Source organism: Streptomyces sp. NPDC030820, from assembly GCF_055572075.1.
In genome coordinates this window covers 1-25,720 of the sequence record NZ_JBVIEB010000031.1, presented here as the reverse complement: position 1 = coordinate 25,720, position 25,720 = coordinate 1, and the positions used below count along the sequence as shown (strand labels likewise).

The following is a 25,720-nucleotide window of genomic DNA, read 5'->3' as shown; positions in this document are numbered from 1 at the left end:
TCTCGCTCACCACGAGGACTTCCACGGCCAGTTGCTGCCCCGCGGATCCGGCCGGGTGCAGCACTTGTTCGAGATCATCGCCGCCAGCTGCCGCCGACTCGCCACCCCGGGCACCGTGGAGGCGGCCCGCGTCGGACACGGCCTGCCCGACGCCCTGGTCGCCCTCGGCCTGGCCCCCGGAGTGCAACTTGCTCCCGCACTGTCGCCCTATGTCCCGTCCATGGCCGGTTGAACCAGCCCGTTGCGGCACGCCGGCACAACGGCACCCTCCTGAAGGACGGGTGCCGTTCGGCTTGTCGGGGTCGGGACTCACGGATGCGGCGTGGCTTCTTGGAGCCGGTGGAACAGCGGGGTCGTGGGCGGCAGGCTCCCGTCCACTGATGTCACCTGCGCCGCGATCCGGGCCGCGGCGTCAGGGATGAAGGGCCGCAGCTCCTCGGCGAGGACACGACACGCCGCAACCAGGGCGGACAGGACCGCGTCGAGACGTTCGCCCGCAGCGGCATTGCCGTGGCGTTCCGCTCGGGCCAGCTCCCAGGGCCGCGTGGCGTCGATGCACCGGTTGGCCTCCTCCACGATGTCCCAGGTGGCGCTGGTGGCGCGGCGGAAGTCGAAGTCCGCCAGCGCCGCGTCGATCCGGGCGGGAGCCTTGGCGGACACGTCCAGCAGCGTCGTCACAGCGAACCGGTCGGTGCCGAGAGAGGGCACCGTCCCGCCGCGGTAGCGGTGGACCATGGTCACGATGCGGTGGACGAGGTTGCCAAGGCCCCCGGCGAAGTCCGCGTCGGCACGCGCGATCAGCCGGTCGGGGGTGAAGTCCGCGTCCCCGACGCGGGGGACCTCACGCAGCAGCCACCAGCGCACCGCGTCGGTGCCGTACGCGTCGGCGAGGGCGACCGGGTCGACCGTGGTCGCGCCGGATTTGCTGATCTTGCGGCCGTCAACGGTGAGGTAGTCGTGGACGAGGATGTCGGTGGGCAGCGGCAGACCGGCCGACAGCAGCATCGCCGGCCAATACACGGCGTGAAAGCGCACCACTCCCTTGCCGATCAGATGGGTGCGGCGTTCGCTCGTCACCCACCACTGCTCGTAGGCGGGGTCGTCGGTGCCGTAGCCGAGGCTGGTGACGTAGTTGCCCAGCGCGTCCCACCACACGTAGACGACCTGGGTGGGGTCGCCGGGCACGGGGATGCCCCAGCCGCGGGCACGGGTGTGGGAGCGGGAGACGGAGAAGTCGTGCAGGCCGCCCGCGATCAGGGACAGGACCTCGTTGCGGCGGGCGGCGGGTTCGATGCGCAGGGTGCCGCCGTCGATCAGCTCGTGCAGCCGGTCGGCGTAACGGGACAGCCGGAAGAACCAGTTCTCCTCCGCCACGAGCTGCGGCTCGGTGCCGTGCTCGGCGCAGCGACCGTCGACCAGTTCGGCCTCGGCGTAGAACTGCTCGCAGCCGACGCAGTACAGGCCTTCGTAGTGCTTGCGGTACAGGTCTCCCGCCGCGGCACACCGGCGCCACAGCCGCTCGACGCCGACGCGGTGGCGCGGGTCGCGGCTGGTACGGATGAAGTCGTCGAGCGACAGCGCGAGCGGGCCCCGCAGGACGGCGAAGGCCTCGGCGTTGCGGTCGACCAGCGACTGCACGTCGACGCCCTCGGCCTCGGCAGCCAGTACGTTCTTGAGGGAGTTGTCGTCGGTCCCGCTCAACAGGCGTACTTCGTCGCCCCGTTGGCGGCGGTGCCGGGCCAGGGTGTCCGCCTGGACGAGCTCCAGGGCGAAGCCCAGGTGCGGGCGCGCATTGACGTACGGGATCGTCGTGGTGATGTAGTGGCGAGGTGCGGTCATCGGAACCTCCTGTCAGGGAGACGAGACCCGATCCGCACAAGCACGTCGAGGCCCCGTCCCCGGGGCCTCGGATTTGTCACGCGTCCATGCTCAGCAGCCCCGTCGACGGGGCATCATCCGATGCTGAGGCCAAGGCGTGATCATGAGACCGATGCTAGCAACCGGGCCTGCGGGCCGGCATTCGGTTTTCGCGAGGCCACGGGTTGCACGACGAGGCAGACCGGACGGTGGAGTGGCCGGCTCTGCAACGGCCGGACACAGGTTCGACCCCTGCCCTGGGCTGCGCCCATCGGCAACGGGAGGCTCTGCGGTGGAGCAGGTCGAGGGCGCACAATGAGTGTATGAGTGGTCGCTGGCAGTTCTGGATCGACCGCGGTGGCACTTTCACCGATGTCGTGGCGGTGACGCCGGATTCCGAGCTGGTCAGCCGCAAGCTGCTGTCGGAGCAGCCGGAGGCGTACCAGGACGCGGCAGTCGCCGGTATCCGCCAGATGCTGGGCCTGGAGGCGGACGAGCCGATTCCGGGCGACCGGATCGAGGTGGTGAAGATGGGCACCACCGTCGCCACCAACGCGCTGCTGACACACACCGGCGAGCCGACCGTCCTGGTCGTCACCCGGGGCTTCAGGGACGCCCTGCGCATCGCCTACCAGAACCGCCCGCGCATCTTCGACCGGCGCATCCTGCTTCCGGAGGCCCTGTACGACCGGGTGATCGAGGTGGAGGAGCGGGTGGGCGCACACGGCGAACTGGTCCGTCCGCTCGACCTGGACGCCGCGCGCGAGGCGCTGGCCGCGGCGTACGCGGACGGGTTCCGCAGCGCCGCGGTCGTCTTCCTGCACGGCTACCGCCATTCCGCGCACGAGGCCGCCGTCGCCGAGGCGGCCCGCGCCGTCGGCTACCGGCAGGTCAGCTGCTCGCACGAGGTCAGCCCGCTGATCAAGCTGGTACCGCGAGGCGACACGACCGTGGTCGACGCCTACCTCTCCCCCATCCTGCGCCGTTATGTGGACCAGGTGGCCGCCGAGCTGAACGGTGTGCGACTGATGTTCATGCAGTCCGGGGGCGGCCTGCGCGAGGCGGGCCGCTTCAGGGGCAAGGACGCCGTGCTGTCCGGTCCGGCAGGTGGGGTCGTGGGCATGGCGCGCGCCGCCACCGGCGCGGGCCATGTCCGGGCGATCGGCTTCGACATGGGCGGCACGTCGACCGACGTGTCCCACTACGCGGGCGAGATCGAACGGGTCCTCGGCACCCAGGTGGCCGGAGTGCGGATGCGGGCACCGATGACCGACATCCACACCGTCGCCGCGGGCGGTGGCTCGATTCTGCACTTCGACGGGATGCGCTACCGCGTCGGCCCGGACTCGGCCGGCGCCGACCCCGGCCCGGTCTGCTACCGGCGCGGCGGTCCGCTGACCGTCACCGATGCCAACGTCATGGTCGGCCGCATCCAACCGGCCTTCTTCCCCCGGGTGTTCGGCAAGGACGGCGACCAGCCGCTGGACGAGGCCGCGGTCCGTGCCCGTTTCACCGAGCTGGCCGAGCAGACCGCCGACGCGACCGGAAGACGCCGCAGCCCGGAGGAGGTCGCGGCGGGATTCCTCGACATCGCCGTGCTCAACATCGCGAACGCGGTGAAGAGGATCTCCGTACAGCGCGGCCGCGACATCACCCGCTACGCGCTGGTCGCCTTCGGTGGCGCGGGCGGCCAGCACGCCTGCGCGGTCGCCGACCGGCTCGGCATCGACACCGTCCTGATCCCGCCGCTCGCCGGGGTGCTGTCCGCGTACGGCATCGGGGTGGCGGACGCGGTCGCGCTGCGCGAACGCTCCGTCGAGGCCGCCCTCGACCGGCCGAAAACGGCAGCCCGCATCGAGGCCGTCCGCGCGGAGCTGGAGGAACAGGCACGCACCCAGCTGCGCGAGGACGGCGTACCGGACGCCACCGTCCGCACGGCCGCCCGCGCCCTGCTGCGCTACGAGGGAACCGACTTCTCGCTGCCCGTTCCGCTGGGCCCGGCCGAGAACATGCAGGCCCACTTCGAACGCGACCACCGCGACCGCTACGGCTTCACCATGGGCAAGCCGCTGGTCGTCGAGGCCATCGAGGTCGAGGCCACCGGTTCCTCCGGCCCGCGCACCGCCACGCCGGCCGTCCCGCCGCCGCAGACCGGCGCACTGCAACCGGCCGACACCGTACGGATGTTCGCCGAGGACCGCTGGCAGCCCACCCGGCTGTACCGGCGCCGGGACCTGCGCCTCGGTGACAGCGTCGAGGGCCCGGCGATCATCGCCGAGGCGGATGCGACCACGGTCGTCGACCCCGGCTGGCGGGCCGCGGCCGATGAGCACGGCGACCTCGTCCTCACCCGCTCCCGTCCCCGCCCCTCGCGTACGGCGGTCGGCACCACCGTCGACCCGGTGATGCTGGAGGTCTTCAACAACCTGTTCATGTCCATCGCCGAGCAGATGGGTGTACGGCTGGAGAGCACCGCCCACTCGGTCAACATCAAGGAACGCCTCGACTTCTCCTGTGCCCTCTTCGCCCCCGACGGCAGCCTCATCGCCAACGCGCCCCACATCCCCGTACACCTGGGCTCCATGGGCGAATCCATCAAGGAGGTCCTGCGCCGCAACCAGGGCTCGATGCGGCCCGGCGACGTCTACGCCATCAACGACCCGTACCACGGCGGCACCCACCTGCCCGACATCACCGTCGTCACCCCCGTCTTCGACGAGAGGGGCGATCGGCTCCTCTTCCTGGTCGCCTCGCGCGGCCACCACGCCGAGATCGGCGGCATCAGCCCCGGATCCATGCCCGCGTTCAGCACCGTCATCGACGAGGAGGGTGTGCTCTTCGACAACTGGCTGCTGGTGCGCGACGGGCACTTCCGCGAGGAGGAGACCCGCCACCTGCTCACCAGCGCCCGCCACCCCTCACGAGACCCTGACACCAACCTCGCCGACCTGCGCGCCCAGATCGCCGCCAACGAGAAGGGCATCCGCGAACTGCGCCGTGTCATCGACCAGTTCGGCCTCGATGTCGTCCACGCCTACATGCGCCACGTCCAGGACAACGCCGAGGAATGCGTGCGCCGCATCATCGCCACCCTCGACGACGGCGAGCACCGCTACGAGACCGACAACGGCGCCGTCATCCAGGTCGCGCTGCACATCGACCGCGAACGGCGCAGCGCCGTACTGGACTTCACCGGCACCTCACCCCAGCAGCCCGGCAACCTGAACGCACCCACCTCCGTCGTCATGGCAGCCGTGCTGTACGTCTTCCGCACCCTTGTCGCCGATGACATCCCGCTCAACAGCGGCTGCCTGAAGCCCCTCGACGTGCGCATCCCCGCGGGCTCCATGCTCTCCCCCGCCTACCCGGCCGCCACCGTCGCCGGAAACGTCGAGACCTCCCAGGCCGTCACCGGCGCCCTGTACGCCGTCCTGGGCGCCCAGGCCGAGGGCTCCGGCACGATGAACAACGTCTCCTTCGGCAACGATCGCTTCCAGTACTACGAGACCGTCGCCTCCGGCGCCGGCGCGGGCGAGGGCTTCGACGGCGCGGATGCCGTGCAGACCCACATGACCAACTCCCGCCTGACCGACCCCGAGATCCTTGAGTGGCGCTACCCGGTGCGGGTGGAGGAGTTCCGCATCCGCGAGGGCAGCGGCGGCGACGGCCGCTGGCACGGCGGGTGCGGAGTGGAGCGCCGGATCCGATTCGCCGAGCCGATGACGGTCGCCGTCGTCTCCGGCCACCGCCGCATCCCGCCCTACGGCATGGCCGGCGGCGAACCCGGCGCCCTCGGCGAGAACCTGATCGAACGCGCCGATGGCAGCACCCGTCGGCTGCGCGGCTGCGACACGGCGGACGTCACGAGTGGCGACCTCCTGGTGATCCGCACCCCCGGCGGGGGCGGATACGGGCCCATCGACGGCATTCCGCCCGCTCAGTGACGCTCAGCCGCTCGCCCGAGGCGCTCGGCCAACTGGAAAAGGGCGGGCAATGCGTCCTCGACAGCCACCCGGGCGCTGTCGTCGAGCGCGGCGAGGGCCGCGTCGATGCGGCGTTCACGGGCCGCGGTCCAGGCGGCGAGCCTCTCCCGTCCCGGATGGGTGAGGGCGACGACGGAGACACGGTGGTCGGCCGGGTCCACGTCACGTGTGACCAACCCGGCGGCGATCATCCGGCCGATCAGCCCGCTGACCGTACTCTGCGCCAGGCATAGACGGGCGCCCAGGTCGCCGACCCGGGCCGGCGACTGCTCGCTGAGCACCTGCAGCAACTCGACCTGCGCCATGGGCAGGGTCTCCCACGGGTAGTCGGTGCGGATCGAGGAGCGCAGCGCACGCCGCAGCCGGGTCACCGCCTCAATGAGCAGCCGGGCCTTCGGCTCCCCTGCGACCGGACCGGGAGACGACGAGGCAACCTCGGTATCGGGCTGCGCGGCCATGGAACAAGGGTAGCTGGGGTCGCCCGAGCGCCCCGGGCGCCTCGCGAGCGGACCGCATGCCGATCACCGGTCTGGCTTATATCGTGGGGCGAAGTGGTCAATCTTCCCAAAGGTGTCGAATCGGCTCACCGGGTCTGCGCCGCGGGTGGGGCTGGAGCCGTGTGCGAACCGTCCCGAGGAGGGCGCGATGACGGACGTGGCGAGCAGGCGGGACGTGGGTGAGCGGCCCGTGCCCCCGGAGCGGGTCATGACGCTGACGGTGAACGGACGGTCGTACGCACTGCGGATGGACACGCGGGTGACCCTGCTGGACGCCCTGCGGGACCGGCTGGGTCTGGTGGGTACCAAGAAGGGCTGCGACCAGGGCGCCTGCGGCGCATGCACCGTCCACCTGGACGGCCGCAGGGTGCTGGCCTGCCTGACCCTGGCAGCACAGGCGGAGGGCCGGGCCATCACCACCATCGAGGGCATCGCCGGCGCCGACGGTCCGCACCCGGTGCAGCAGGCGTTCATGGAGCACGACGCCTTCCAGTGCGGCTTCTGCACGCCGGGGCAGATCATGTCCGCGGTGGCGCTCCTGGCCGAAGGCCGGGCCGGGTCGGACGAGGAGATCCGGGAGTTCATGAGCGGAAACCTGTGCCGGTGCGGCGCCTATCCCAACATCATCGCGGCGATCCGCGAGGCGGCCTCCCGGGGAGGTCGCGATGCGCGCCTTTGACTACGTCCGCGCCACCGACACCCGCGAGGCGGTGCGGTTGCTGGCGGAGGATCCGGCGGCGTCCTGCCTCGCGGGCGGTACGACACAGCTCGACCTGATGAAGGACGGAATCCTGGAGCCACCGCGGCTCATCGACATCACCCGGCTCCCGCTGCACGGCATCGAACGACGCGGCGAGACCCTCCACGTGGGGGCCCTGGCCACCATGGAGGAACTGGCCGTCGACGCCACGGTGACCGAGCGGCTGCCCATGGTGCGCGAGTCCCTCCTGCTGGGCGCGTCGGTGCAGCTGCGCAACATGGCCACCATCGGCGGCAACCTGCTGCAGCGCACCCGCTGCCGCTACTTCCGCGACCCCACGGTCGGCGAATGCAACAAGCGCACGCCGGGTTCCGGCTGTGCCGCGGTGCGGGGCGCGGCACGTATGCACGCCGTGCTCGGCGCGAGCGAGCAGTGCATCGCGCTGCACGCGTCCGACCTGGCCGTCGCCCTGGTGGCGCTCGACGCGGTCGTGCACATCCAGGGGCTCTCGCAGGCCCGCACCGTACCGCTGACGGAGTTCTACCTGACGGCCGGCGACAGCCCCCAGCGCGAGAACGTCCTGGAACACGCCGAGCTGATCACCGAGGTCGAGATCCCGCTCCCGCCGCCCGCCGCCAGCTCGGGCTACCTCAAGGTCCGTGACCGGGCATCGTACGAGTTCGCCCTCACCTCCGCCGCGGTGCTGCTCGTCGTGGAGGACGGCACGATCCGTCAGGCCCGGGTGGGCCTCGGCGGCGTGGGGACGAAACCCTGGCGGGCCTACGAGGCCGAACACGTGCTGACCGGCGCGTCCGCCACGACGGCCACGTTCCAGGACGCGGCCGAGGCGACCATGCGCGACGCCTTCACCGTCCCCGGAACAGCGTTCAAGGTGCCGCTCGCCCGGCGCACCCTGGTGCGCGAGCTGCAGACCGTCTCAGGAGTGACCGCATGAGCACCGTGGAAAGCAGGCCGCGGGTCGGCGCGGGCGTCAACCGGGTCGACGGCCCGCGCAAGGTCACCGGCACCGCCCCGTACCCGATGGACTTCAGTGTCCCCGGCCAGGCCTACGGTGCCCTGGTGCAGAGCACCGTCGCAGCGGGCCGGATCGTCCGCATCCACACCGAAGCGGCCGAAGGCGCCCCCGGCGTGATGACCGTCCTCACCCACGAGAACGCCCCGAAGGTCGGCACGGGTCCCGTGACGGTCCTCGGAGCCACGCCTCCGGCACCGCTGCGCAACGACCGGATCAACCACCACGGGCAGCACATCGCCTTCGTGGTGGCCGACACCCCGGAGCAGGCCACCGCCGCGGCGCGGCTGGTGGAGGCCGACTACGAGACCGCGGAGCCGCTGCTGGACCTCCAGGACCCGCGGGCCGAACAGCTCGTCGACCCGTGGGGCACCGACACCTCGCGCGGCGACGCCGCCGCAGCCCTGGAGTCCGCCGAGGTGACCCTGCGGGTCACGTACACCACGGCGGACAACACCAACAACCCGCTCGGCCTGTTCGCCACCCTGGCCGTGTGGGAGGGAGACACCCTCACTGTCCACGACACCAGCCAGTGGCCGTCGATGGTGCGCACCACCCTCGCCATGGTCTTCGGTATCCCCGAGAGTTCCGTACGGGTCCTGGTGCCCTACGTCGGCGGGGGCTTCGGCGCCGGGCTGCGCGTGTGGCCGCACGTGGTCCTCACCGCGATGGCCGCCCGGATGATCAAGCGACCGGTCAAGCTGGTGCTGACCCGGCCGCAGATGTTCACCTCCATCGGGCACCGGCCCAGCGGGGTGCAGTGGCTGAGTGTCGGTGCCACGCGCGACGGCGCGCTGGTCGCCCTGGACCACCGCAGCCTCAGTTCCCTGAGCATGGAGGACACCGACTTCGAGCCGTTCGCGTCGGGAACCGCCTTCGCCTACCGGTGCCCCAACGTGATCACGCAGGACCGGCAGGCCCGGCTCAACATCGCCGTGCCGACGTCCATGCGCGCCCCGGCCGAGGCGCAGGGCAACTTCGCGCTGGAGTCCGCGCTGGACGAGCTGGCCCGCGAACTGCGCATGGACCCCCTGGAGCTGCGGCTGCGCAACCACACGGACGTCGACCCGCGCAACGGGCTGCCCTGGTCCGGCAAGGCGCTCCTGGAGTGCTACGAGGTCGGTGCGCGACGCTTCGGCTGGTTCGACCGGAATCCCGAGCCGCGCTCCATGCGTGACGGCAACTGGCTCGTCGGTTACGGCATGGCGAGCGCGTGGTTCCCCTATTTCGCACAGCCCTGCGCGGCGCAGGCCACCGTCAACAGGGACGGCAGCGCGCTGGTCCGCAGTGCGGCGACCGACATCGGCACCGGCACCTACACCGTCATGGCCCAACTCGCTGCCGAGGAACTGGGCCTGCCCCTGGACCGGGTCCGCTTCGACCTGGGCGACTCCGACATGCCCAACTCGATGATGGCGGGCGGCTCCGGCCTCACCGGCGCGCTGGGCAACGCCGTGCACGACGCGTGCCGGCGACTGATCCGCTCGTTCGCCGAACTCGCCTGCGGCGACGCCGACTCACCCCTGCTGGGCTGCTCCCCGGACGACGTGGAGTGCACCGATGGCAGGATCCACCCCGCGGGCCGCCCCGACCTTGGGGAGTCGTACGCCGACATCCTCGCCCGGCACGGGCTGTCCGAACTCACGGCGAACGGGACCAGCACACCACCGGTCCCCACCGAGCTGGGCATGTCCCTCGCCGGCGCGTACGGCGCGAAGTTCGTGGAGGTCCGGGTCGACGCGGACCTCGGCCTCATCCGGGTGGCGCGGGTGGTCTCCGCGATCGACGGTGGCCGCATCCTCAACGAGAAGACGGCGAGGAGCCAGATCATCGGCGGGACGGTCGGCGGCATCGGCATGGCCCTGTTCGAGGAGACGGTCACCGACCCGCGCACCGGTCGTATCGCCAACGGCACGTTCGCCGACTACCTGGTCGCGGTCAACGCCGATGTCCCGGACCTGGACGTGGTCTTCGTCGGCGAGCCGGATCGCGGTACCGCCACCGGCACCAAGGGCATCGGCGAGGTCGGCCTGGTCGGCATCGCGCCCGCCATCGCCAACGCCGTGTACCACGCCACCGGCAAGCGCATCCGCGATCTGCCGATCACACTCGACGCCGTGCTGTGAGCGGCCGTCGATCAACAGCGGGGGCCAACGACCAAGGCCTCTACGGCGCCACCCACCCGAGCACTCCCGACAACGCGCCCACCGGTTTCCGCCAGTGGTGCGAGGACGTACTCAGGCCTACCGTCCTGGCCTAGAGGGCCGGCGCCCAGCCGGGTGGGTCACGCCGCCGCGCAGCCGCTGCCGGAACGGTTGCCCGTGCCCAGCGCAGCCCGGCGCGCTATCGAGAAGTCCAGGACCAGGCCGTCGTCCCGGGCGTGCGCCGCCGTCAGGGCGACACCCCGGGGCAGTCCGGTGACCGCGACGGTGCGTGGCTTCAGCTCGTCCTTCAGTCGGGCGGCGGCCGGCAGGGCGGTCAGATCGGCGACCGGGACACTGCGCCCGAGGACCGTCACGGTCGTCGGGGTGATGGTGACCGCGTTCGTCTGTGCCGACAGCTTCGCCACGACAGTGACGGGCAGGCCCAGGCTGCCGACGCTTCCGCTGAGGGTGAGGTCGCCGTCCCGGCCGCCCGGTGTCAGCCCGTCGCCCAGCGAACCCATGTGCCGGTCGAGTTGGTCGTAGCCGATGGTGGCGTTGGCGGTGCCGCCGTCGCTGGCGCCGTCCGTCGTGACGTCCTTCAGGGAGACGGCGACGTCCATCACGACGTCCTGGCGCCGGACCCCTTCGGCACGGACGTCGACGTCGCCGACGTCACCGCCGAGTGCGCGAAGACCGGCCAGGGGGGTGGTGAGGTCGGCGTGTACGGGCCCCCGCGGCTTCAGACGGCATGACACCACCTCGGCGACCCGCTGTTCGGCCCGGTGCTCGACCACCAGATCGGTGGCGCAGACGGCGACGGCCACGGCCGCGGCGCCTACGACGGAGGTGATGGTCTTCCTACGACGGTTCAAGGTCACGTCCTCCGGATCGGTCGGGTCGGGACGGCAGTCGGGCAATGACGCGGCGACAGCCGCAAGATCAGGCGTGCAGGCGCGGGAGGACGCGGTCGAGGCGGCGGGGCATCCACCAATTGGCCCGCCCCATCAGGAACATGGCGGACGGGACCAGGATCAGTCGGACCACGGTGGCATCCAGGATCACGCTGATCGCCAGCCCCAGGGCGAGCATCTTCACGACCACGGTGGGTGAGGCGGTGAAGGACAGGAACACCGCCGTCATGATGAAGGCCGCGCTGGAGATCACGCGCGCCGTCGCGGACAGCCCCTCGCCGACCGCGAGCCGGTTGTCCTTCGTGCGCTGCCAGGTCTCGGCGATCCGGGAGAGCAGGAAGATCTCGTAGTCCATGGAGAGCCCGAAGACGATCGCGAACATCATCATCGGTACGTACGACTCGATGGGCACCGACTCGGACAGGCCCAGCAGGGAGTCGCCCCAGCCCCACTGGAAGACCGCGACCAGGACGCCGTAGGACGCGGCGGTCGTGAACAGGTTCAGGACGACGGCCTTGAGCGGAATCACCACGCTGCGGAAGACCGCCATGAGCAGGAGGAAGGCGAGGACCAGAACGATGCCGATGATGATCGGCAGCCGCTCGCTGACGGTGCTGCGGAAGTCGGCCTGGCCCGCCACGGTGCCGGTCAGGTAGGCCTGGGCGCCGCTGCCGGCGAGGGCTTTCGGCAGTGTCTTTCCGGAGAGGGTCTCCAGCAGGGCGCCGGTGGCGGCGTCCTGCGGACCCGTGGTCGGTGTCAGGGTGGTGACGAGGATCCTGCCGTCGCTGCTCGGCTGGACGGAGGTGAACGACGCCACTCCCTGCGTGTCCTTCAAGGCTCGCGTGACGTCGTCGGCGATTCGGTCGGCCGACGTACCCGCGTGGCGGAGGTCGACGACGGTGACGACCTGGCCGTTCGCACCCGGTCCGAAGCCCCGACCCGGCGCGTGCGCGATCCAGTCGTACGCGGTACGGGTGCTGCTGCCCGGCCGGTCCGCGCCGGCGTCGACGTGTCCGAGACGCATCGACACCAGCGGCGCCGCGCAAACAGTGAGCACGGCAAGGCCGACGGCGAGAAACGTCCAGGGCCGCCGGGCGACGAGTTCCGCGTAGCGGTGCCAGCCATCGTGTTCGCCCGCGCTCTCCGCTACCGGGCGGCGGCGCAGACGCACCCCGTCGATGCGCCGGCCGACCAGGCCCAGTGCCGCCGGCACCAGGGTGAGGGCAGCGGCAGCGGTGACGAGTACGGCGACGGTGGCCGCCAGGCCGAGCTTGCCGATGAAGCTCAGTCCGCACGCGTAGAGACTGAGCATCGCGACGGCGACGGTCGCAGCCGCCACGAGGACGGCACGCCCGCTGGTGCGTGCGGTGCGGGCGGCGGCCTCGACCGGGCCGTGACCGTCGATGAGGTCCTGTCGGAAGCGGGTGGTCAGGAACAGGGCGTAGTCGATGCCGACGCCCAGTCCGATCATGGTGGCCAGTGTGGTGGCGGACGTCGCGAAGGACATGGTGGCGGCGACGATGCCGACGATGCCCAGACCCACACCGACGCTGATCAGCGCGGTCACCAGTGGCAGCAGGGCGGCGAGGACGCTGCCGAAGGCGAGCAGCAGGATCGCGAGAGCGGTGACTATGCCGACGATCTCGCTCACCCTGTCGTTGGCGGGTGTGCGGACGACCTGTTCGAGGTCGCCACCGTATGCGACACCGAGCCCGACCGCCCGGGCCGGCTCGGTGGCGGTGTCCAGCCGGGCGGTGTAGGCGTGGCCGAGGTCCTTCAGCTGCTGGTCGAAGGAGACAGTGGTGTACGCCGTGCGTCCGTCACTGCTGGTCACCGGGGCGGAGACCGAGGTGACGTGCGGAAGGTCGCGCAGGTCTGCCAGCGTCCGGTCCAGAGCGGACTGCTGTCCGGCCACGGTACCGGAGTCGGTGTGGAAGACGACCTTGCCGTTGGGCCGGCCGGCTCCGGGCATCGAGGTGGCGAGCAGGTCGGCGCCGGTGTGGGAGGCGGTGCCGGGCAGGCTGACCTGGTCACTGAAGGTGGGCGAGGCGATGTGGCGTCCGGCGAGGGCGGCGGCCAGGACCAGCAGCCAGAGGACGATCACCGTTACCGGGCGCCGGGCGCAGAGAGCCCCGAGGCGGCCGAGCCCGGATCGGGCAGCGGGGACCGCGGTGGTCTGCCGGTGCCGGTCGGCGTCCGGTTCAGCCGCTTCGAGGGACAGTTGCTGGGGTCGGGGCACGGTGCTCTCCCAAAAGAAAAGTGTCACGAGTGACACGAACCCTAAAGGCAAAGTGGCATGCATGACAATTGGCATCATGGACAGATCTGTGTCGATGGCCCCGTACGCACTCCATCGGCCGCCCATGACACGAGTGTCAATTGACAGCCGGGACACCATGTCGGAGGCTTCCTGACATGCCGAGTGAGATCGCCCCCGCGGGACTGCGCGAACGCAAAAAGGAGGAGACGCGGCGCCTGCTGCTCGAAGGCGGTGCCCGCCTGTTCAAGGAGCGCGGCTTCGAAGGCACCACCGTCGCGGACATCGCCGCATACGCGAACGTCTCCGTGCGGACGTTCTTCCGCTACTTCGACAGCAAGGAAGCACTGCTGCTGCCGGATGGCGTCGAACTGTTCGCCTACGTCGAGAGCGCCCTGGCCGAGCGGCCCGCCGACGAGGATCCGCTGGACGCGGTGTGCAACGCCCTGCTGGCGGCCGCAAAGCCGTTCGCCGCGTCCACGCTCACCGCCCTCAGCCACCCGCTGGAGGACATCGAGAACGTCGTCACCACACGGCTCGTGCAGGCCTTCTCGGACTTCGAAGAACGCCTGACCGCTCTGGTGCTGCGCCGCCTGCCGCCGGACACGCCCGACGCCGACCTCAGGGCAGCCGTGATCGCCTGCGGGGCCCTGTCGGCGGTGCGGGCGGTACTGCGGACCCGCCGGGCGCGCCGGGCGTCGGGCATCGAGGACTCGGGCCCGGCACCGCTGCTGCGCGCGTTCGACATCCTGCGCGAGATGGGCACCACCGCTCAGCGGTGACACTCACCACTGGCGACGGATCCGAGGGCGGATCAGTTCGTCGTAGATGCCTTGCACGGCCTTGGGCGTCTCTTGATCCAGCGGAGCCGGCGCGGCCGCCACATTGACGTGTGCCTGCTCGGCGTTGCGCACACCCGGAATGACGACGCTCACCGCCTCCTGACCGGTGATCCAACGCAGCGCGAACTGAGTGGCCCACGCCAGCGAGGTCAGGATGGCTCCGTGCCCGGCCCGCACGACGAGTCCACCGAGCGAGACCTGATCGACGTGGTCGTACTCGTCGTCCTCAACGCGAACCGTCGCTGCGGGACCGGGCATGCCCGTCCTGCGCCGCAGTGCCTCGGCCACACCCGTCTCGTGCCGGCCTCGCGCCGAGGCAAGGAGTCGTTCACGGCGGGCCTCCAGAAGGCGCAGTCGGGGCTCCTTGCCCAGGACCGCAGAGAAGACCGCGGGCGAACCGCCGTCGACGGCATGCCACATCGGAGTGGTCCCGTCCGGCAGGTTCCGGTCCGGGTCAGCGCCGCCCTCCACCAACTCCTCGGCAATGGGTGCATCGTACGTCGCCACAGCCACGCGCGGTCCCCCAATCCCGCGTCTGACACCTCGTGCCGGAGTGTCCGCTCACGCATCACTCACGCCTGCTGTGGAGCTGTGACGTTCAGCAGTACGCGGCTGGTTGGTCAGGGAGGCCGCCACCCGCATCCACACCCCGAAGAGCCGGTACAGGTGGGGCAGCGCGCCCTGAGCCTGGACGGTTCGGGTGTCTGTCGAAGTGACCCCTGGGATTCCCAGGAGGGTGGAGGCCACTGAGGCCGACTGCCAGCGGACGGTGAGGGTGGAGGGGGCCGAGGCTACGGACGGGGTCGCCAGGGGTGCGGAGAGCCTGGAGGCGACGGCTTCCTCGATTGCCCTCCTGGCTTCGTCCGCAGGGCGTAGATCTGCCGCAAAGCGGTCGTGCGCATACTTCACGGCCACGGTGGTGACGGAGGCGTCCCACTCCGTCATCTCGGTGCAGGCGCGGTCGTCACCGGTGAGGACCGCCACCGGCACTCCGAGGGCCGCTGCGGTGCCATGGGCCAGGCCGATCTCGCCCACCGGCCGGCCGTCCAGCCACATGTCCTCGATCTCATGTCCCATGAAGCTGTGACTCAGTACGCCCAGCGCGCCGGCCCGCGAGTGGTAGCCGACGCAGATCACCGCGTCATGCTCGGAGGTGAGTCCTTCGAGCATGAGCATCTGCTTGGGCTTGCCGCGTATGAGGCGGGCTGCCGGGTGCAGAGCGTCGGGCAGCAGGTTGCGCATGGGGCCGTGCGCGTCGTTGACGGTGATGTCGGTGGCGCCCGCTGTGACGGAGCCTCGGACGGCGGCGTCGACGTCCTCCGCCATCATCTGCCGTCCCCACTCGTAATCGCGTCCGCCGGGCTGGACGTCCTCGGCACCCACGAGCCCCGTGACGCCTTCCATGTCCGCGCTGATGTAGATCCGCACTCCGCGTACTCCTCAAGCTTGATCGCTTCGAAGACGCCTGCCGCTCCTCCCACGGTTCCTCCGCCGAGTGACTGTGGAGGCCCACCAGTTCATGCGCCACGAGGTCTCAGTTCAAGGTGCTGCCGAAGCGGAGCTTCCATGGAGTGAGTGCGGATTCGAGCTGTACGCCCAGGCTCATCTTCGATGTCCCTTGCACGCGTTCCTCGAAGCGGATGGGCACTTCGAGGATGGTCAGACCCTGTTTGACGGTGCGGTGGTTCATCTCGACCTGGAAGGAGTAGCCGTTGCTGCGGATCGACGGCAGGTCGATCGCTCGCAGTGTCCTGGCCCGCCATGCTTTGAATCCGGCGGTGGCGTCCTTCACGTGCAGCCGCAGGATCGCGTTGACGTAGAGGTTGGCCCAGGCGGACAGGGCCTTGCGGTGCCACGGCCAGTCGGCGGCGGTCGAGCCGCCCGCCACGTAGCGGGACCCGAGTACCACCGCGGCGTCCTTCGTCAGGAGGGTGTCGACCATGGCCGGGATCGCCGAGGCCGGATGCGAGAGGTCGGCGTCCATCTGGACCACGACGTCGGCACCCTGGTCCAGCGCACGGGTCATTCCGGCCAGGTAGGCGCGGCCGAGTCCGTCTTTGGCGGTGCGGTGCAGCACGCCGACGGTGTCCGGTGACTGGGCGGCGAGTTTGTCGGCGACCGCGCCGGTGCCGTCGGGTGAGTTGTCGTCGACCACGAGCAGGTGCAGGTTCGGCACGGGCAGGTCCGCGAGCAGGTCGGCCAGGACGGGCAGGTTGTCCCGCTCGTTGTAGGTCGGCACGACGACAACGACCTTCGGGGACACGGCGCTCATCGGCAACTCCTGAGTCAGGGGTCAGAGGTCGGGAACGATTCAGCCATACCGGCACCCAGCGTTCGCGGAGCGCTGGTCGCACTCCAATGGCTGGGGACTACGCCCTCTTCTGCCGTAGGTCGTGGCCGGCGCTGATGGCCGTGGCGGCCAGGAGGCCCAGTGCCGTGCTCTCGGCCAGGGAGCCGGGGCTGACGGCGGTGCGGACGGCGGCGAGGAGGTTCTGGCTCGCCGCGAGCGTGAGTCCGGTGCCGATGCACAGAAGGGCCGTGGACAGCCGGCGTGTGGTCGGCAGGGCGGCGGTGCGGGAGATGCGGGCGACGAGGACACACAGGCGGAGTGCGACGAACCCGAGCGTGAGCCAGTAGGAGGTGACCACGGCAGCGTCGGCGAAGCCGGTGAGGTGTTCGGCCATGCCGCTCCATGCCATCAGGCACAGGGCGACGACCGCGGCGGTCGGAGCGGCCAGGGTGCGGACCGCCACGGCAGTCAGGCCGCGGAGTGCTGCGCCGCTCAGCGGGGGAAGCGGCGCTGCGAGGCCGATGCCCAGCAGGAGAGGAGCGAGCCACAGGCTGGTGACGGGGTGACGGATGTCGGCCGTCAGGGTGGTGGAGGGTTCGGCCGAGCGCAGCAGCAGGCCGGTGGCCGCCGTGAGCGCGAACAGGGCCACGGTCAGCACGCGGCGGGTCTGTCCGCTGGACATCTCGGGCCAGTCGCCCGGGTGGAGCCACAGGCGCGCGGCCCCCGCGAGGGTGTCGGGCCAGGACCGGATTCCGGAGGCGGACACCTCGTGACGGATGTCCTCACCCCATCGCTCGCGCACGGCAGGTGGGTAGAGCCGGGTCAGGAGCGTGGCCGCGTTCATGCCGGGTTGACCCCGAGCGCGCGCAGGCCGGCGGCGGAGATGCGGGCCATCTGCTCCAGTTCGGTGCGCAGTTGCTCGCGGCCGGCGTCGGTGATCTGCATGGTGCGGTGGCGTTCCTGGGCTTCTGCCGCCTCGTCCGCAGGCTGGATCAGCCCGCGCCCCTCCAGTCGGGACAGCGCTCCGTAGAGGCTGCCGGGGCCGAGTCTGCGGCCGGTGAGTTCTTCGATCGCGGTGTTGATGGCGTATCCGTGCCGCGGCCCGTCCGCGAGGACGGTGAGCACGAGCATCTGGGCGTCGTTGCTGTGCATGAGCCTCCTTCCCTCCGATCCACATACTACGAGCCGCGATACTACTTGTCACGTAGTACGGGACGCGTACTATGGCGGCCCATGGAACACGTGAAGGAGAACGGCCGGGCTTCCTCGGCCGTGGTGTGGGCGAGCCTCGGCGCGGCCGGTGTGTTCGAGGCGTTGACGGTGCTGGAGACCCAGGACAAGACGGTCAGGGCCGCGAGCCCGTGGCAGGACGACCCGTACGACGTGGTGGTGTCCCTGGCTCAGTTCGCGGTGCCGATGCTCGCCCTGGTGATCGCGTCACGGCTGCTCGCGTGGCGGGCACCGGGCGGCGCGGACCGGGTGCGGCAGACGCTGCGTGCGGCGGGGGCGATGGTCGCGCTGATCGGGCTCACGGTGGTGTCCGAGTGGGCCGCGGTCATCGCCAGGACGCCTGCCTCATCCTCGGGGACATGGGCATCGGTGCTGATCAGCGGGCTGGTCGTCACCTCCGTACTCACCGTGGCGGTTACGGTGTTGCTCGTGCGAGGCCGCCGAGGGCACGACTCGGCCGGCCCATGGCGGCATGACTGGCTCGGCGACGCCGTCTTCGTCTGCCGGCGGATACCCGTGCTGCGGCGCTGGGTCGGCCCGGACGCGGCGGTCTGGGTGCGCCGTCGCGCGATGACGGTGTTCGTCACATTGAGCACGCTGGCCGCAGCGGCTGTCACCGGTGCACAGGCTATCGGCGAGGGCTGGACGGATCCGCTGCTCACCGCCTGGTTTCTGATCGTCGCAGCGACCTCCAACCTCGCGTTCTGCGTGATCAGCAACGCGGTCGCCGGATTCATCGCCCGGCCGGCGCGCACCCGGACCCGCCGGATCGCCGAGGCATCGGCCGTCGCCGGGTGCGTCGCGATCAGCGTGGCGACGGCGTTCCGGGACGCACTGTGGCGGGTGTTCGAGACGGGCTCGCTGACGTCCGTACCGGCCCTGGCCGCCCTCACGCTCGGCGCCGGCCTGGTCACGTCCCTGGTCACAGCCGCTCTCCTGCTCGCTTGCTTCCCGTACGACTTCTCCGGCTCGCGCCGCCGCTTCGGCGGGGCCGGTACCCACCTTCGACGACCAGACAAGCACCGGGGAAAGGCGTGACGATGCAACCGTCCACACCGCACGACCGAGCAACTCCTGCGATCTGCGCCCGCGAGCTGTCCAAACGGTACGGCCGCAGGCAGGCCGTCAGCGGGCTCAGCCTCACCGTGCAAGCCGGCCAGATCTGCGCGCTGCTCGGCCCGAACGGGGCGGGCAAGACCTCCACGATGCGGATGCTCGTCGGCCTGTCTTCCCCGGACACCGGCAGCGCGCGCCTCCTGGGCGAGCCAGTCGGCCTCGGCGCGGACGTGCTGCGCCGCGTCGGCGTGCTCATCGACGGCCCGGCGTTCGTGCCGCACCTCACCGGCCGGGCCAACCTGCGGCTCCTGTGGTCGGCGACACGACGGGCATGGCTGCCCCCCGCTCTGGACGACGCCCTGGATCTCGCCGGGCTCGGCGAGGCGCTCGACCGCAAGGTCAAGGGCTATTCGATGGGGATGAAGCAGCGGCTGATGCTGGCCCAGGCCCTGATGCGGAAGCCCGACGTGCTGATCCTGGACGAGCCGGCCAACGGACTGGACCCCGGCGAGGTCCGGGCCCTGCGCGAGTACCTGGGTGAGCTGGCCCGACGAGGGGCCGCCGTGCTCGTCTCCAGCCACCAGCTCGCCGAGGTGCAGCAACTGGCCACCCACGTCGTCGTGATGAACCACGGCCGACTGATCGCCGCAGGACCGATGGACGAACTGCTCGGCGCCGCCGGCACCTACCGCCTCCAGGTCGACGACACCGAGCAGGCTGCCGCCGTACTGCGCGCACTGCACGGCGTCGCGACGGTTACGACGCAGCGGGACGAGATCGTCGTCACCGCCCCCGGCGTGCACTCCCGCGACCTGGTACGCGCCCTGGTCACGGAGGGCATCGGCGTCACGTCCGTGCAGCAGGAGAGCAAGTCCCTGGAAGAAGCGTTCCTGACCATGACCGAAGGAGCTAGCGAGCATGCTGCGCGTTGAACTGACGACCCAACTCCTGCGGATCCGCACGCTCGTCGTCCTCGCCTGCCTGGCCGCCGTCCCCGTGCTGTCCGGCTTTTCGTACGCATCCGAGGCGGGGCATCGCAACGGCCGTCAGACCGGCCTGTTCGGCGCCTCCCCCTACTCCGCGCTCAACCACGCCATGGCGAGCATGGCGTTCATCGAACCGCTGCTCCTGCCGATCATGGTGGCCTTGCCGGCCGCCGCGATCGCCTCGTCCGACCGAGAGTGGGGAACCCTGCGCTACCTGTACGTCGCGCCAGTAAGCCGAGCACGCCTGCTGGCGGCCAAGCTCGGAGCTCTGGCCGTTGTGACCGCGATCGCCACCTTGTGCGTGCTGACGGCCGGCCTGCTCGCCGGCGTTGCCATCTACGGCTGGCACCCGTTCCACATCATCGGCGCTCCGAATCTCACCGGCGGCGAGACGGCCACCCGCGTCCTGTCGGCGACCGGCTACTGCCTGCTGTGCATGCTGAGCATCGCAACGATCGCGTTCATCCTGGGACTTCTCCTGCCCCGCGGAATCGAGGCCCTCGGCGCCGTCGTCGCCTTCGTGATCGCAGCCAGCATCCTCAACGGCTCCCACGCCCTGCACGCCGTGCAAATCGTCCTGCCCGTGCACTACTGGCAGGACTGGACCCGCCTCTTCGACTCTTCAGGGACCGCCCACCTCGGCACCGGCATCGTGGCGCAAGTGGCCACGATCACCCTGGCCACCTGCGCCGCCGTCCTCGTGCTCGTCCGCCGGGACCCCGCGGCATGACACCCGCTCCGCCCCCGATGCTCGAGCTCCGCGACGGGCACGGCCATGCGACGGGCGACTACGTCTCGGCCACGACGATGTAGAACGTCACCGCCGCGAGAAAGGGGCCCCGCGTGAGATGGCTCAGCCAGGCTTCCGCCGCCCGGTCGCTGAAATAGCCGGCCTCGACTGCGCGCCGGGTGGTGCGTTCCAGGCCGAGGATCTTGTCCGCGACCTGGACGTCCCGGAAGACAGGTGTGACAGGGATGACCGTGGGCACCCTGAAGCCGCTCTCGGTCGCCAGGCGCGCCAGTTGCCTGCCGATCCCCGCGTTGCGGACGACCCGTTCGGCCACATGGCGGGTGTAGGCACGCGTCAGGTCGCTGTCCGGATGGTCGACGGCCAGGGTTTCCCAGTCGGGCTCGCCCATGACGAGCCGCCCGCCCGGCCGCAGGACCCGGCGGATCTCACCGAGCGCGGCCAGGGGATCGGCGACGTGCTGCAGGACGCGGTCGGTGCGGGCGCGGTCGACGGTGTGATCGGGCATCGGCAGGTCGTGGATGTCCGCGTGCCGGACGTCCACCACGGCCTCACCAGCGGTGCGGGCCCGCGCGGCGTCCACCATGTTCCGGTCGTGGTCGACGCCGACGACAGCGCCGGCCGGGGTGACAGCCTGGGCGAGCGCCCGAAGGTCGGTACCGGGGCCGCAGCCGAGGTCGAGCACCCGGTGTCCGGCACGCAGGTCGAGTGCGTCGAGCATCCGCCGCTTGTAGGAGCGGCCGAGATCGCTCGTGGCGAGCCGGTCGAGATAGCTGACGGGGTCGGGCCTGTCCGTCTCGAACGCGGATGATGTCATGCGTCCCAGTCAACCAACTACCCAGCCGACTAGTTCGAAAGGCTCTTTGTCCACGGCCCGCATGGGGACGGGCTCCAGCCCCCAGGCCCATCGTTCACCTCCGTTGACGACCGCCTCCCTGTCGGGAAGGCCCGCTCCGGCGAGGGCACGGCTGCGGGCCTGTCACGCCCGGCGGTATCGCAGGTCCCCCGTCTGCGGTGGCCGTCGTCGGTCCGGGCCCATCGGACCGGCTCGACACAACGGCAGGCGAACAAGCCACACCCTGGAGCCGAGCATGTCGGACAGAGGCATTTCATCTGCAGGCCGGTGCGTTGCCTTCGGAGCCGGCCCCGCGGACTGCGACGAGGAGGGTGAACGTGGCCGGAGCCCTTCTGGTGAGCGAGAGTCGGCCGCCGATGGAGTGGGTGAGTTCGGCAGCGAGGGCGAGGCCGATGCCCGTCCCGTGGCCGCCACCGGTGTCACCATGGCCGGCCTGCGCCGACGTCTCACCCAGGCCGCCGAGGAGTCCGGCCGCCTTTGCCGGTTGCCTCACATCGCCACGCTCCGAGGGCATGGCTACCGCCTCGAGCCCTGCGACTTGAGTGGTGGGGCCGGGACGAAGAGTTGACCGGCCCTCGCCTGTTCGCGCAGTAGTCTGCACTCATCGGCCGACGCCATCCGGTCAGCGACCGCCCCCCGAGAGTCTGCGGACATGCCCGGGCTGCCGCAGGCGGCCCCGGCCGCATTGCGGTGTCCGCGGATCGCCGGCGTGTGCCGAGGAAGCGCGGTTCTCCGCGCCGCCTCGGCACACTGAGCCCGTCGGCCGGGTGGGCCGGCCGGGCGCAGTGCGGTCTGTCAGCCCATGTCCGTCAGGAGGGCGTTCAGTTCCTTCTCCTGCTGCGCAGGCGACATCGGCGGGTTCGAGTGATCGATGCCGAACGTCTTGAGCATCTTGTCCATCTGGGCGTCGATGGAGGTCCAGCCGGTCTGGTCCAGCGGCTGCAGCGAGGCCTGGTCGGCGTCCCACAGGTCACGCAGCGACTGGGCGGCCGCGTGCGCGCCGGTCTCGTTCCCCGAGCGTGCGTCCTTGAGCGAGGTGGAGGCGAGGGTCTTCAGCGCGGCGACCTTGGCGGGCGGGAACTTCTTCACCGCCTGGCCGGGAGCCATCTGGACGGCGGAGGTGTTGTCTTCCTCCGGCGCCGGGCCGACGTGCGGCTGGCTGTGGGCCCAGACCAGCAGGCCCGCGGTGGCGACGGCCAGCAGTCCGAAGCCGGCCAGCGCGGTGCGCTCCTTGCGCGGGTTGCTGGTGGCCGGTGCGGCGTGGGTCGCCTCGTGGGTCTCGGTCACGTCCGAGCGCGTCACCGTCAGGTAGACCACCGTCACCAGGATCAGGCCGAGGAAGATCAGGCTGGTGGTGAACGTGCCCAGCGCCAGACCGGTCGGGTCGCCCGGGTTCTGGGCGACCTTGGGGGAGGCGAGCCAGTCGCCGATGTTCGCGCCCAGCGGGCGGGTCAGGATGTAGGCGAGCCAGAAGGACAGCACCGGGTTCGCGCCGAACTTCCACAACAGCGTGATCGCCGCGATGAGGCCGAGCGGCAGCAACACGGAGACGCCCGGGCTCCAGCCGGTCAGCTCCAGCGTCCAGTCGCCGGTCGCGGTGCCGAGCGCGAAGGTGACGAGAACGGCGAGCCAGTAGAACGACTCACGCGGCAGCGTCGTGACCGAGTGGATCGACAGCGTGCGCTCACGCGCCCACCACACGCCGAAGACCACCGCGAGCAGCACCGAGAAGACCGCGGAACTGATCCACAGCGGCACGTTCAGCTGGTCGGTCAGGATGTCGGTGTACAGGGTGCCCGTGACGCTGACAACGACGACGGTCAGCCAGTAGGGGAACGGAACGTACCGCTTCAGCCGCAGCTGGACGGCCAGGACCATCACGAACACCGCGGTGAAGATCCAGGCCGTGTTCACCAGGCCGACGCCCAGCTTCATGTTGATCCAGTCGGCGAAGCTCTCACCGACGGTCGTGCACAGGACCTTGATCACCCAGAACCAGATGGTGACCTCGGGGACCTTGTTGAGCATGAGGCGCCCGCTGCGCGTGCGTGCTTCCGTTGTCGTTGTCATGCGGGGAGGTTTACGCGGGGAATCTGCACGTAACCTGACTACGTGGTTGCACGGGCGGCCGGGAGTGTCACCTCGACGTGACCGCGGCCGTCCGCGATCGCGCGGACCTCCGCACCGGCCGAGGCGGCGATGCGCCGGACCACCGGCAGCCCCAGCCCGTACCCGTCGCCGCCGGTCACACCCGCTTCGAAGACCCGGTCGACGTCCGCGGGATCGAATCCGGGGCCGTCGTCCAGGACATCGACCACGATGGCCTCGCCCTGGTTGCGCGCGGTGATCCACACACGCGACCGCGCATGCCGCAGGCCGTTCTCCAGGAGGGGCGACAGCAGCGACACGGCGACATCGGCCGCCATGGCGACCTCGACCTTCGAGGGAAAGGCGACCTCGACCGCGCGGCCGGCGATCGCCTGCCGCGCGGCGGAACGCAGATCGCATCGGGTCCCCTTGTCCGTCCGTGCGCGCGCGGCGCGCAGAAGCGTCGTGATCGCCGCATCGAGGCGGTCGACCTCGCTCAGCACCGCCTCCGGCGGCACCGGCTCGCCGGACAGCTGCGCCAGCTGCGCCTCGGCCCGCAGGACCGTGAGCGGTGTCCGCAGCTCGTGGGCGATCTCATCGGTGAGCCGGCGCTCGTCCGCCAGCGCGTTGTCGACGCGCTCCAGGAGATGGTCCAGGGTCCGCCCCAGTTCCCCGAACTCGTCGCGGGGGACTCCGAGGTTGAAGCGGCGCCCGGGTTCGTGATTGCCCCAGTCGTCGGCGAGGGCGGCCATCTCGTGCACGACCCGCAGCGCGCGCCGCACCACGAGGTGTGCGACACCGCCGGCGAGGAGGATCGTGAGGCCGCCCAGTATCAGGGACAAGGTCAGGCTGCGCTGCTCGGACGTCTCGTAGGGCGTGAGGTCCACCCGGACGATCACCATGACGTGGTGGCCGTCGATCGGGACCCGCCGCGCGTACAGGAGGTAATCGCCGACCGACGCGGTCTGCGATCGCCCCGAGTCCGCCAGCTCCTCGACGCGATCGACCAGGCTCGGCGGCACGTTCCCGTCGAGCAGGCGGCCGTCGGCATACACCCAGGCGACCTCGTCCAGCGCCTCGCTGCCGTTCTCCGTCAGTACGACACGGCCGCCTTTGGCGGTAACGTTCGCCGCGACCACCTCGGCGCGAGTATGTGCCAGATCGTGCGCGTCGGCGTCCGTCACCCGGCTCAGCAGCACGTGTGAGACCACGACCAGGATCGCGACCACGGCGGTGGCGATCAGCACGGTGAGTGCGACGACCCGCTTACGGAATCCCGTCACTGCCATCGGTAGCCCACGCCGCGGACGGTCGCCAGACGCTCGGCCACACCCAGCGGACCGAGCTTGGCCCGCAGCCGGCGCACATAGGAGTCGAGGGTGTTGTCGCTGACCTGCGCTCCGTGCGGCCAGCCGGCAGCGATGAGGGCGTGGCGGCGTACCACGTCGCCCTGCGAGGCGATCAGGCGGCCCAGCAGCCGGAACTCGGTCGGGGTCAGGCTCATGCTCACCGAATCGTAGGTCACCACGTGCTTCGCCGGATCGAGGACGACCTCGCGCGGTGCGGGCGCCACGGTGGCCCGGCGCAGCAGCGCCCGGACGCGGACCAGCAGTTCCGGGATGTCGAAGGGTTTGGTCATGTAGTCGTCGGCGCCGGCCTCGAAGCCGCCCACCTTGTGATGCAGACCGTCCAAGGCGGTGAGCATCAACACCGGCGCGTCGAGGCCGCGAGCCCGCAGGGCCAGGCAGACGTCGCGGCCGTCGGCGTCCGGGAGCCCGAGATCCAGGACGACCAGTTGGGGCGCCGGTGCGAGCTGCCGCAGCAGGCTGTCGGCCGTGGCGGCGACGGAGACGATGTGGCCGTCGTGCTCCAAGGCGCGCTTGAGGACGTCGCGGACCGCCGCGTCGTCTTCGCACACCATGATGAAAGCCACGTGCTGACCCTAATACGTAGTTGGCGGAGCCCAATCAGCGTGGCGGTCCGGTGGGCACCGGGTGCGACTCCAGTGACCCTACGGCCCATGAGGCCTTTATCTAGAGCGGAGCCCCCGGTGCTCTCCAGACCGCCACAGAAACATTGGGCGCTACGACCAGGTCGTCACTGCCTTGCGACGGTGCCCGCGTACCAGCGTGCACCCGGTAAACCCCGCTCAGTACGCGGAGTTGACGTTGTCGATGGAGCCGTAGCGGTGGGCGGCGTAGTTGGCGGCCGCGGTGATGTTGGCCACCGGGTCGGTGACGCT

Annotated in this window: 22 protein-coding genes and 2 pseudogenes; 9 read left to right on the top strand and 15 right to left on the bottom strand. The window is 70.7% G+C overall.

The genetic code is table 11. The annotated features are described in order from the left end of the window. Positions 1-232, top strand: a pseudogene (locus tag ACZ418_RS42465) (S8 family serine peptidase); the annotation flags it as partial. 77 nt (positions 233-309) lie between these two features. On the opposite strand, the gene ACZ418_RS42460 reads toward ACZ418_RS42465, so the two are convergent. Next, entirely contained in the window at positions 310-1,839 is a 1,530-nt protein-coding gene (locus ACZ418_RS42460; protein ID WP_468374134.1) for a methionine--tRNA ligase, read from the bottom strand. Positions 1,840-2,180: 341 nt separating this feature from the next. Between ACZ418_RS42460 and ACZ418_RS42455 the strand changes: the two genes are divergently transcribed. Further along, positions 2,181-5,801, top strand: a complete 3,621-nt coding sequence (locus tag ACZ418_RS42455) for a hydantoinase B/oxoprolinase family protein (protein WP_468374131.1) — start codon at positions 2,181-2,183, stop codon at positions 5,799-5,801. On the opposite strand, the gene ACZ418_RS42450 is transcribed toward ACZ418_RS42455, so the two are convergent. Beyond that, on the bottom strand, positions 5,795-6,298 hold the full coding sequence (locus ACZ418_RS42450) for a MarR family winged helix-turn-helix transcriptional regulator (protein WP_468374128.1): 504 nt from the start codon (positions 6,296-6,298) through the stop codon (positions 5,795-5,797). The genes ACZ418_RS42455 and ACZ418_RS42450 overlap by 7 nt on opposite strands. A gap of 187 nt (positions 6,299-6,485) precedes the next feature. Between ACZ418_RS42450 and ACZ418_RS42445 the strand changes: the two genes are divergently transcribed. From ACZ418_RS42445 to ACZ418_RS42435, 3 genes are read left to right on the top strand one after another with little or no spacing between them, the layout of a single operon-like run. Further along, complete coding sequence (locus ACZ418_RS42445) at positions 6,486-7,016, top strand: (2Fe-2S)-binding protein (protein WP_468374126.1); 531 nt, start codon at positions 6,486-6,488, stop codon at positions 7,014-7,016. Continuing rightward, on the top strand, positions 7,003-7,992 hold the full coding sequence (locus ACZ418_RS42440; RefSeq protein WP_468374123.1) for an FAD binding domain-containing protein: 990 nt from the start codon (positions 7,003-7,005) through the stop codon (positions 7,990-7,992). Before ACZ418_RS42445 ends, ACZ418_RS42440 begins: the two co-directional genes overlap by 14 nt. Further along, complete coding sequence (locus tag ACZ418_RS42435; protein ID WP_468374120.1) at positions 7,989-10,196, top strand: xanthine dehydrogenase family protein molybdopterin-binding subunit; 2,208 nt, start codon at positions 7,989-7,991, stop codon at positions 10,194-10,196. Before ACZ418_RS42440 ends, ACZ418_RS42435 begins: the two co-directional genes overlap by 4 nt. Before the next feature lie 158 nt (positions 10,197-10,354). Here ACZ418_RS42435 and ACZ418_RS42430 read toward each other — a convergent pair whose 3' ends face one another. Then, positions 10,355-11,086 (bottom strand): LmeA family phospholipid-binding protein, encoded by a 732-nt coding sequence (locus ACZ418_RS42430; RefSeq protein WP_468374117.1) that lies wholly within the window; start codon positions 11,084-11,086, stop codon positions 10,355-10,357. A gap of 67 nt (positions 11,087-11,153) precedes the next feature. Continuing rightward, positions 11,154-13,364: an MMPL family transporter gene (locus tag ACZ418_RS42425; RefSeq protein ID WP_468374114.1), complete on the bottom strand. Its 2,211-nt coding sequence runs from the start codon at positions 13,362-13,364 to the stop codon at positions 11,154-11,156. 176 nt (positions 13,365-13,540) lie between these two features. Here ACZ418_RS42425 and ACZ418_RS42420 point away from each other — a divergent pair, with 176 nt between their 5' ends. Next, positions 13,541-14,164 (top strand): TetR/AcrR family transcriptional regulator, encoded by a 624-nt coding sequence (locus ACZ418_RS42420; RefSeq protein WP_468374111.1) that lies wholly within the window; start codon positions 13,541-13,543, stop codon positions 14,162-14,164. 3 nt (positions 14,165-14,167) lie between these two features. Here the strand turns inward: ACZ418_RS42420 and ACZ418_RS42415 are convergent, their stop codons facing one another. The 5 genes from ACZ418_RS42415 to ACZ418_RS42395 all read right to left on the bottom strand — a co-directional run bounded on the left by ACZ418_RS42415 (position 14,168) and on the right by ACZ418_RS42395 (position 17,666). Next, positions 14,168-14,731, bottom strand: a complete 564-nt coding sequence (locus ACZ418_RS42415) for an aldo/keto reductase (protein ID WP_468374108.1) — start codon at positions 14,729-14,731, stop codon at positions 14,168-14,170. Positions 14,732-14,785: 54 nt separating this feature from the next. Further along, on the bottom strand, positions 14,786-15,652 hold the full coding sequence (locus ACZ418_RS42410; RefSeq protein WP_468374106.1) for a M55 family metallopeptidase: 867 nt from the start codon (positions 15,650-15,652) through the stop codon (positions 14,786-14,788). A 106-nt stretch (positions 15,653-15,758) separates the two neighbouring features. Beyond that, positions 15,759-16,496, bottom strand: coding sequence for a polyprenol monophosphomannose synthase (locus ACZ418_RS42405; protein WP_468374103.1), 738 nt, complete (start codon positions 16,494-16,496; stop codon positions 15,759-15,761). Between the two features lie 97 nt (positions 16,497-16,593). Next, complete coding sequence (locus ACZ418_RS42400) at positions 16,594-17,358, bottom strand: hypothetical protein (protein WP_468374100.1); 765 nt, start codon at positions 17,356-17,358, stop codon at positions 16,594-16,596. Continuing rightward, positions 17,355-17,666, bottom strand: a complete 312-nt coding sequence (locus tag ACZ418_RS42395) for a PadR family transcriptional regulator (protein WP_468374097.1) — start codon at positions 17,664-17,666, stop codon at positions 17,355-17,357. Before ACZ418_RS42395 ends, ACZ418_RS42400 begins: the two co-directional genes overlap by 4 nt. Before the next feature lie 81 nt (positions 17,667-17,747). On the opposite strand from ACZ418_RS42395, the gene ACZ418_RS42390 reads away from it, so the two are divergent. The 3 genes from ACZ418_RS42390 to ACZ418_RS42380 are packed head-to-tail and all read left to right on the top strand — an operon-like array spanning position 17,748 to position 20,516. Then, positions 17,748-18,782, top strand: a complete 1,035-nt coding sequence (locus ACZ418_RS42390) for a hypothetical protein (RefSeq protein ID WP_468374095.1) — start codon at positions 17,748-17,750, stop codon at positions 18,780-18,782. A gap of 2 nt (positions 18,783-18,784) precedes the next feature. Further along, the gene (locus ACZ418_RS42385) at positions 18,785-19,732 is read left to right on the top strand and encodes an ABC transporter ATP-binding protein (protein WP_468374092.1); all 948 of its coding nucleotides are present in this window, start codon (positions 18,785-18,787) and stop codon (positions 19,730-19,732) included. Continuing rightward, positions 19,719-20,516, top strand: a complete 798-nt coding sequence (locus ACZ418_RS42380) for an ABC transporter permease (protein ID WP_468374090.1) — start codon at positions 19,719-19,721, stop codon at positions 20,514-20,516. The genes ACZ418_RS42385 and ACZ418_RS42380 overlap by 14 nt, the downstream gene beginning before the upstream one ends. 58 nt (positions 20,517-20,574) lie before the next feature. Here the strand turns inward: ACZ418_RS42380 and ACZ418_RS42375 are convergent, their stop codons facing one another. From ACZ418_RS42375 to ACZ418_RS42350, 6 genes and pseudogenes are all read right to left on the bottom strand, one after another. Then, positions 20,575-21,351: a methyltransferase domain-containing protein gene (locus tag ACZ418_RS42375; RefSeq protein WP_468374088.1), complete on the bottom strand. Its 777-nt coding sequence runs from the start codon at positions 21,349-21,351 to the stop codon at positions 20,575-20,577. A gap of 292 nt (positions 21,352-21,643) precedes the next feature. Beyond that, complete coding sequence (locus ACZ418_RS42370; RefSeq protein WP_468374085.1) at positions 21,644-21,883, bottom strand: hypothetical protein; 240 nt, start codon at positions 21,881-21,883, stop codon at positions 21,644-21,646. A gap of 302 nt (positions 21,884-22,185) precedes the next feature. Then, positions 22,186-23,460: a COG4705 family protein gene (locus ACZ418_RS42365; protein WP_468374082.1), complete on the bottom strand. Its 1,275-nt coding sequence runs from the start codon at positions 23,458-23,460 to the stop codon at positions 22,186-22,188. 38 nt (positions 23,461-23,498) lie between these two features. Then, positions 23,499-24,767: a sensor histidine kinase gene (locus ACZ418_RS42360; RefSeq protein ID WP_468374079.1), complete on the bottom strand. Its 1,269-nt coding sequence runs from the start codon at positions 24,765-24,767 to the stop codon at positions 23,499-23,501. Continuing rightward, the gene (locus ACZ418_RS42355) at positions 24,758-25,411 is read right to left on the bottom strand and encodes a response regulator transcription factor (RefSeq protein WP_468374077.1); all 654 of its coding nucleotides are present in this window, start codon (positions 25,409-25,411) and stop codon (positions 24,758-24,760) included. Before ACZ418_RS42355 ends, ACZ418_RS42360 begins: the two co-directional genes overlap by 10 nt. Positions 25,412-25,627: 216 nt before the next feature. Beyond that, positions 25,628-25,720: pseudogene (locus ACZ418_RS42350) on the bottom strand (transglycosylase SLT domain-containing protein); the annotation flags it as partial.

Coding starts and splice junctions, on each gene's coding strand:
- ACZ418_RS42460 (WP_468374134.1), bottom strand. CDS start 1,839: ATGACCGCACCTCGCCACTACATCACCACGACGATCCCGTACGTCAAT.
- ACZ418_RS42455 (WP_468374131.1), top strand. CDS start 2,181: ATGAGTGGTCGCTGGCAGTTCTGGATCGACCGCGGTGGCACTTTCACC.
- ACZ418_RS42450 (WP_468374128.1), bottom strand. CDS start 6,298: ATGGCCGCGCAGCCCGATACCGAGGTTGCCTCGTCGTCTCCCGGTCCG.
- ACZ418_RS42445 (WP_468374126.1), top strand. CDS start 6,486: ATGACGGACGTGGCGAGCAGGCGGGACGTGGGTGAGCGGCCCGTGCCC.
- ACZ418_RS42440 (WP_468374123.1), top strand. CDS start 7,003: ATGCGCGCCTTTGACTACGTCCGCGCCACCGACACCCGCGAGGCGGTG.
- ACZ418_RS42435 (WP_468374120.1), top strand. CDS start 7,989: ATGAGCACCGTGGAAAGCAGGCCGCGGGTCGGCGCGGGCGTCAACCGG.
- ACZ418_RS42420 (WP_468374111.1), top strand. CDS start 13,541: ATGCCGAGTGAGATCGCCCCCGCGGGACTGCGCGAACGCAAAAAGGAG.
- ACZ418_RS42405 (WP_468374103.1), bottom strand. CDS start 16,496: ATGAGCGCCGTGTCCCCGAAGGTCGTTGTCGTCGTGCCGACCTACAAC.
- ACZ418_RS42400 (WP_468374100.1), bottom strand. CDS start 17,358: ATGAACGCGGCCACGCTCCTGACCCGGCTCTACCCACCTGCCGTGCGC.
- ACZ418_RS42395 (WP_468374097.1), bottom strand. CDS start 17,666: ATGCACAGCAACGACGCCCAGATGCTCGTGCTCACCGTCCTCGCGGAC.
- ACZ418_RS42390 (WP_468374095.1), top strand. CDS start 17,748: ATGGAACACGTGAAGGAGAACGGCCGGGCTTCCTCGGCCGTGGTGTGG.
- ACZ418_RS42385 (WP_468374092.1), top strand. CDS start 18,785: ATGCAACCGTCCACACCGCACGACCGAGCAACTCCTGCGATCTGCGCC.
- ACZ418_RS42380 (WP_468374090.1), top strand. CDS start 19,719: ATGCTGCGCGTTGAACTGACGACCCAACTCCTGCGGATCCGCACGCTC.
- ACZ418_RS42375 (WP_468374088.1), bottom strand. CDS start 21,351: ATGACATCATCCGCGTTCGAGACGGACAGGCCCGACCCCGTCAGCTAT.
- ACZ418_RS42365 (WP_468374082.1), bottom strand. CDS start 23,460: ATGACAACGACAACGGAAGCACGCACGCGCAGCGGGCGCCTCATGCTC.
- ACZ418_RS42360 (WP_468374079.1), bottom strand. CDS start 24,767: ATGGCAGTGACGGGATTCCGTAAGCGGGTCGTCGCACTCACCGTGCTG.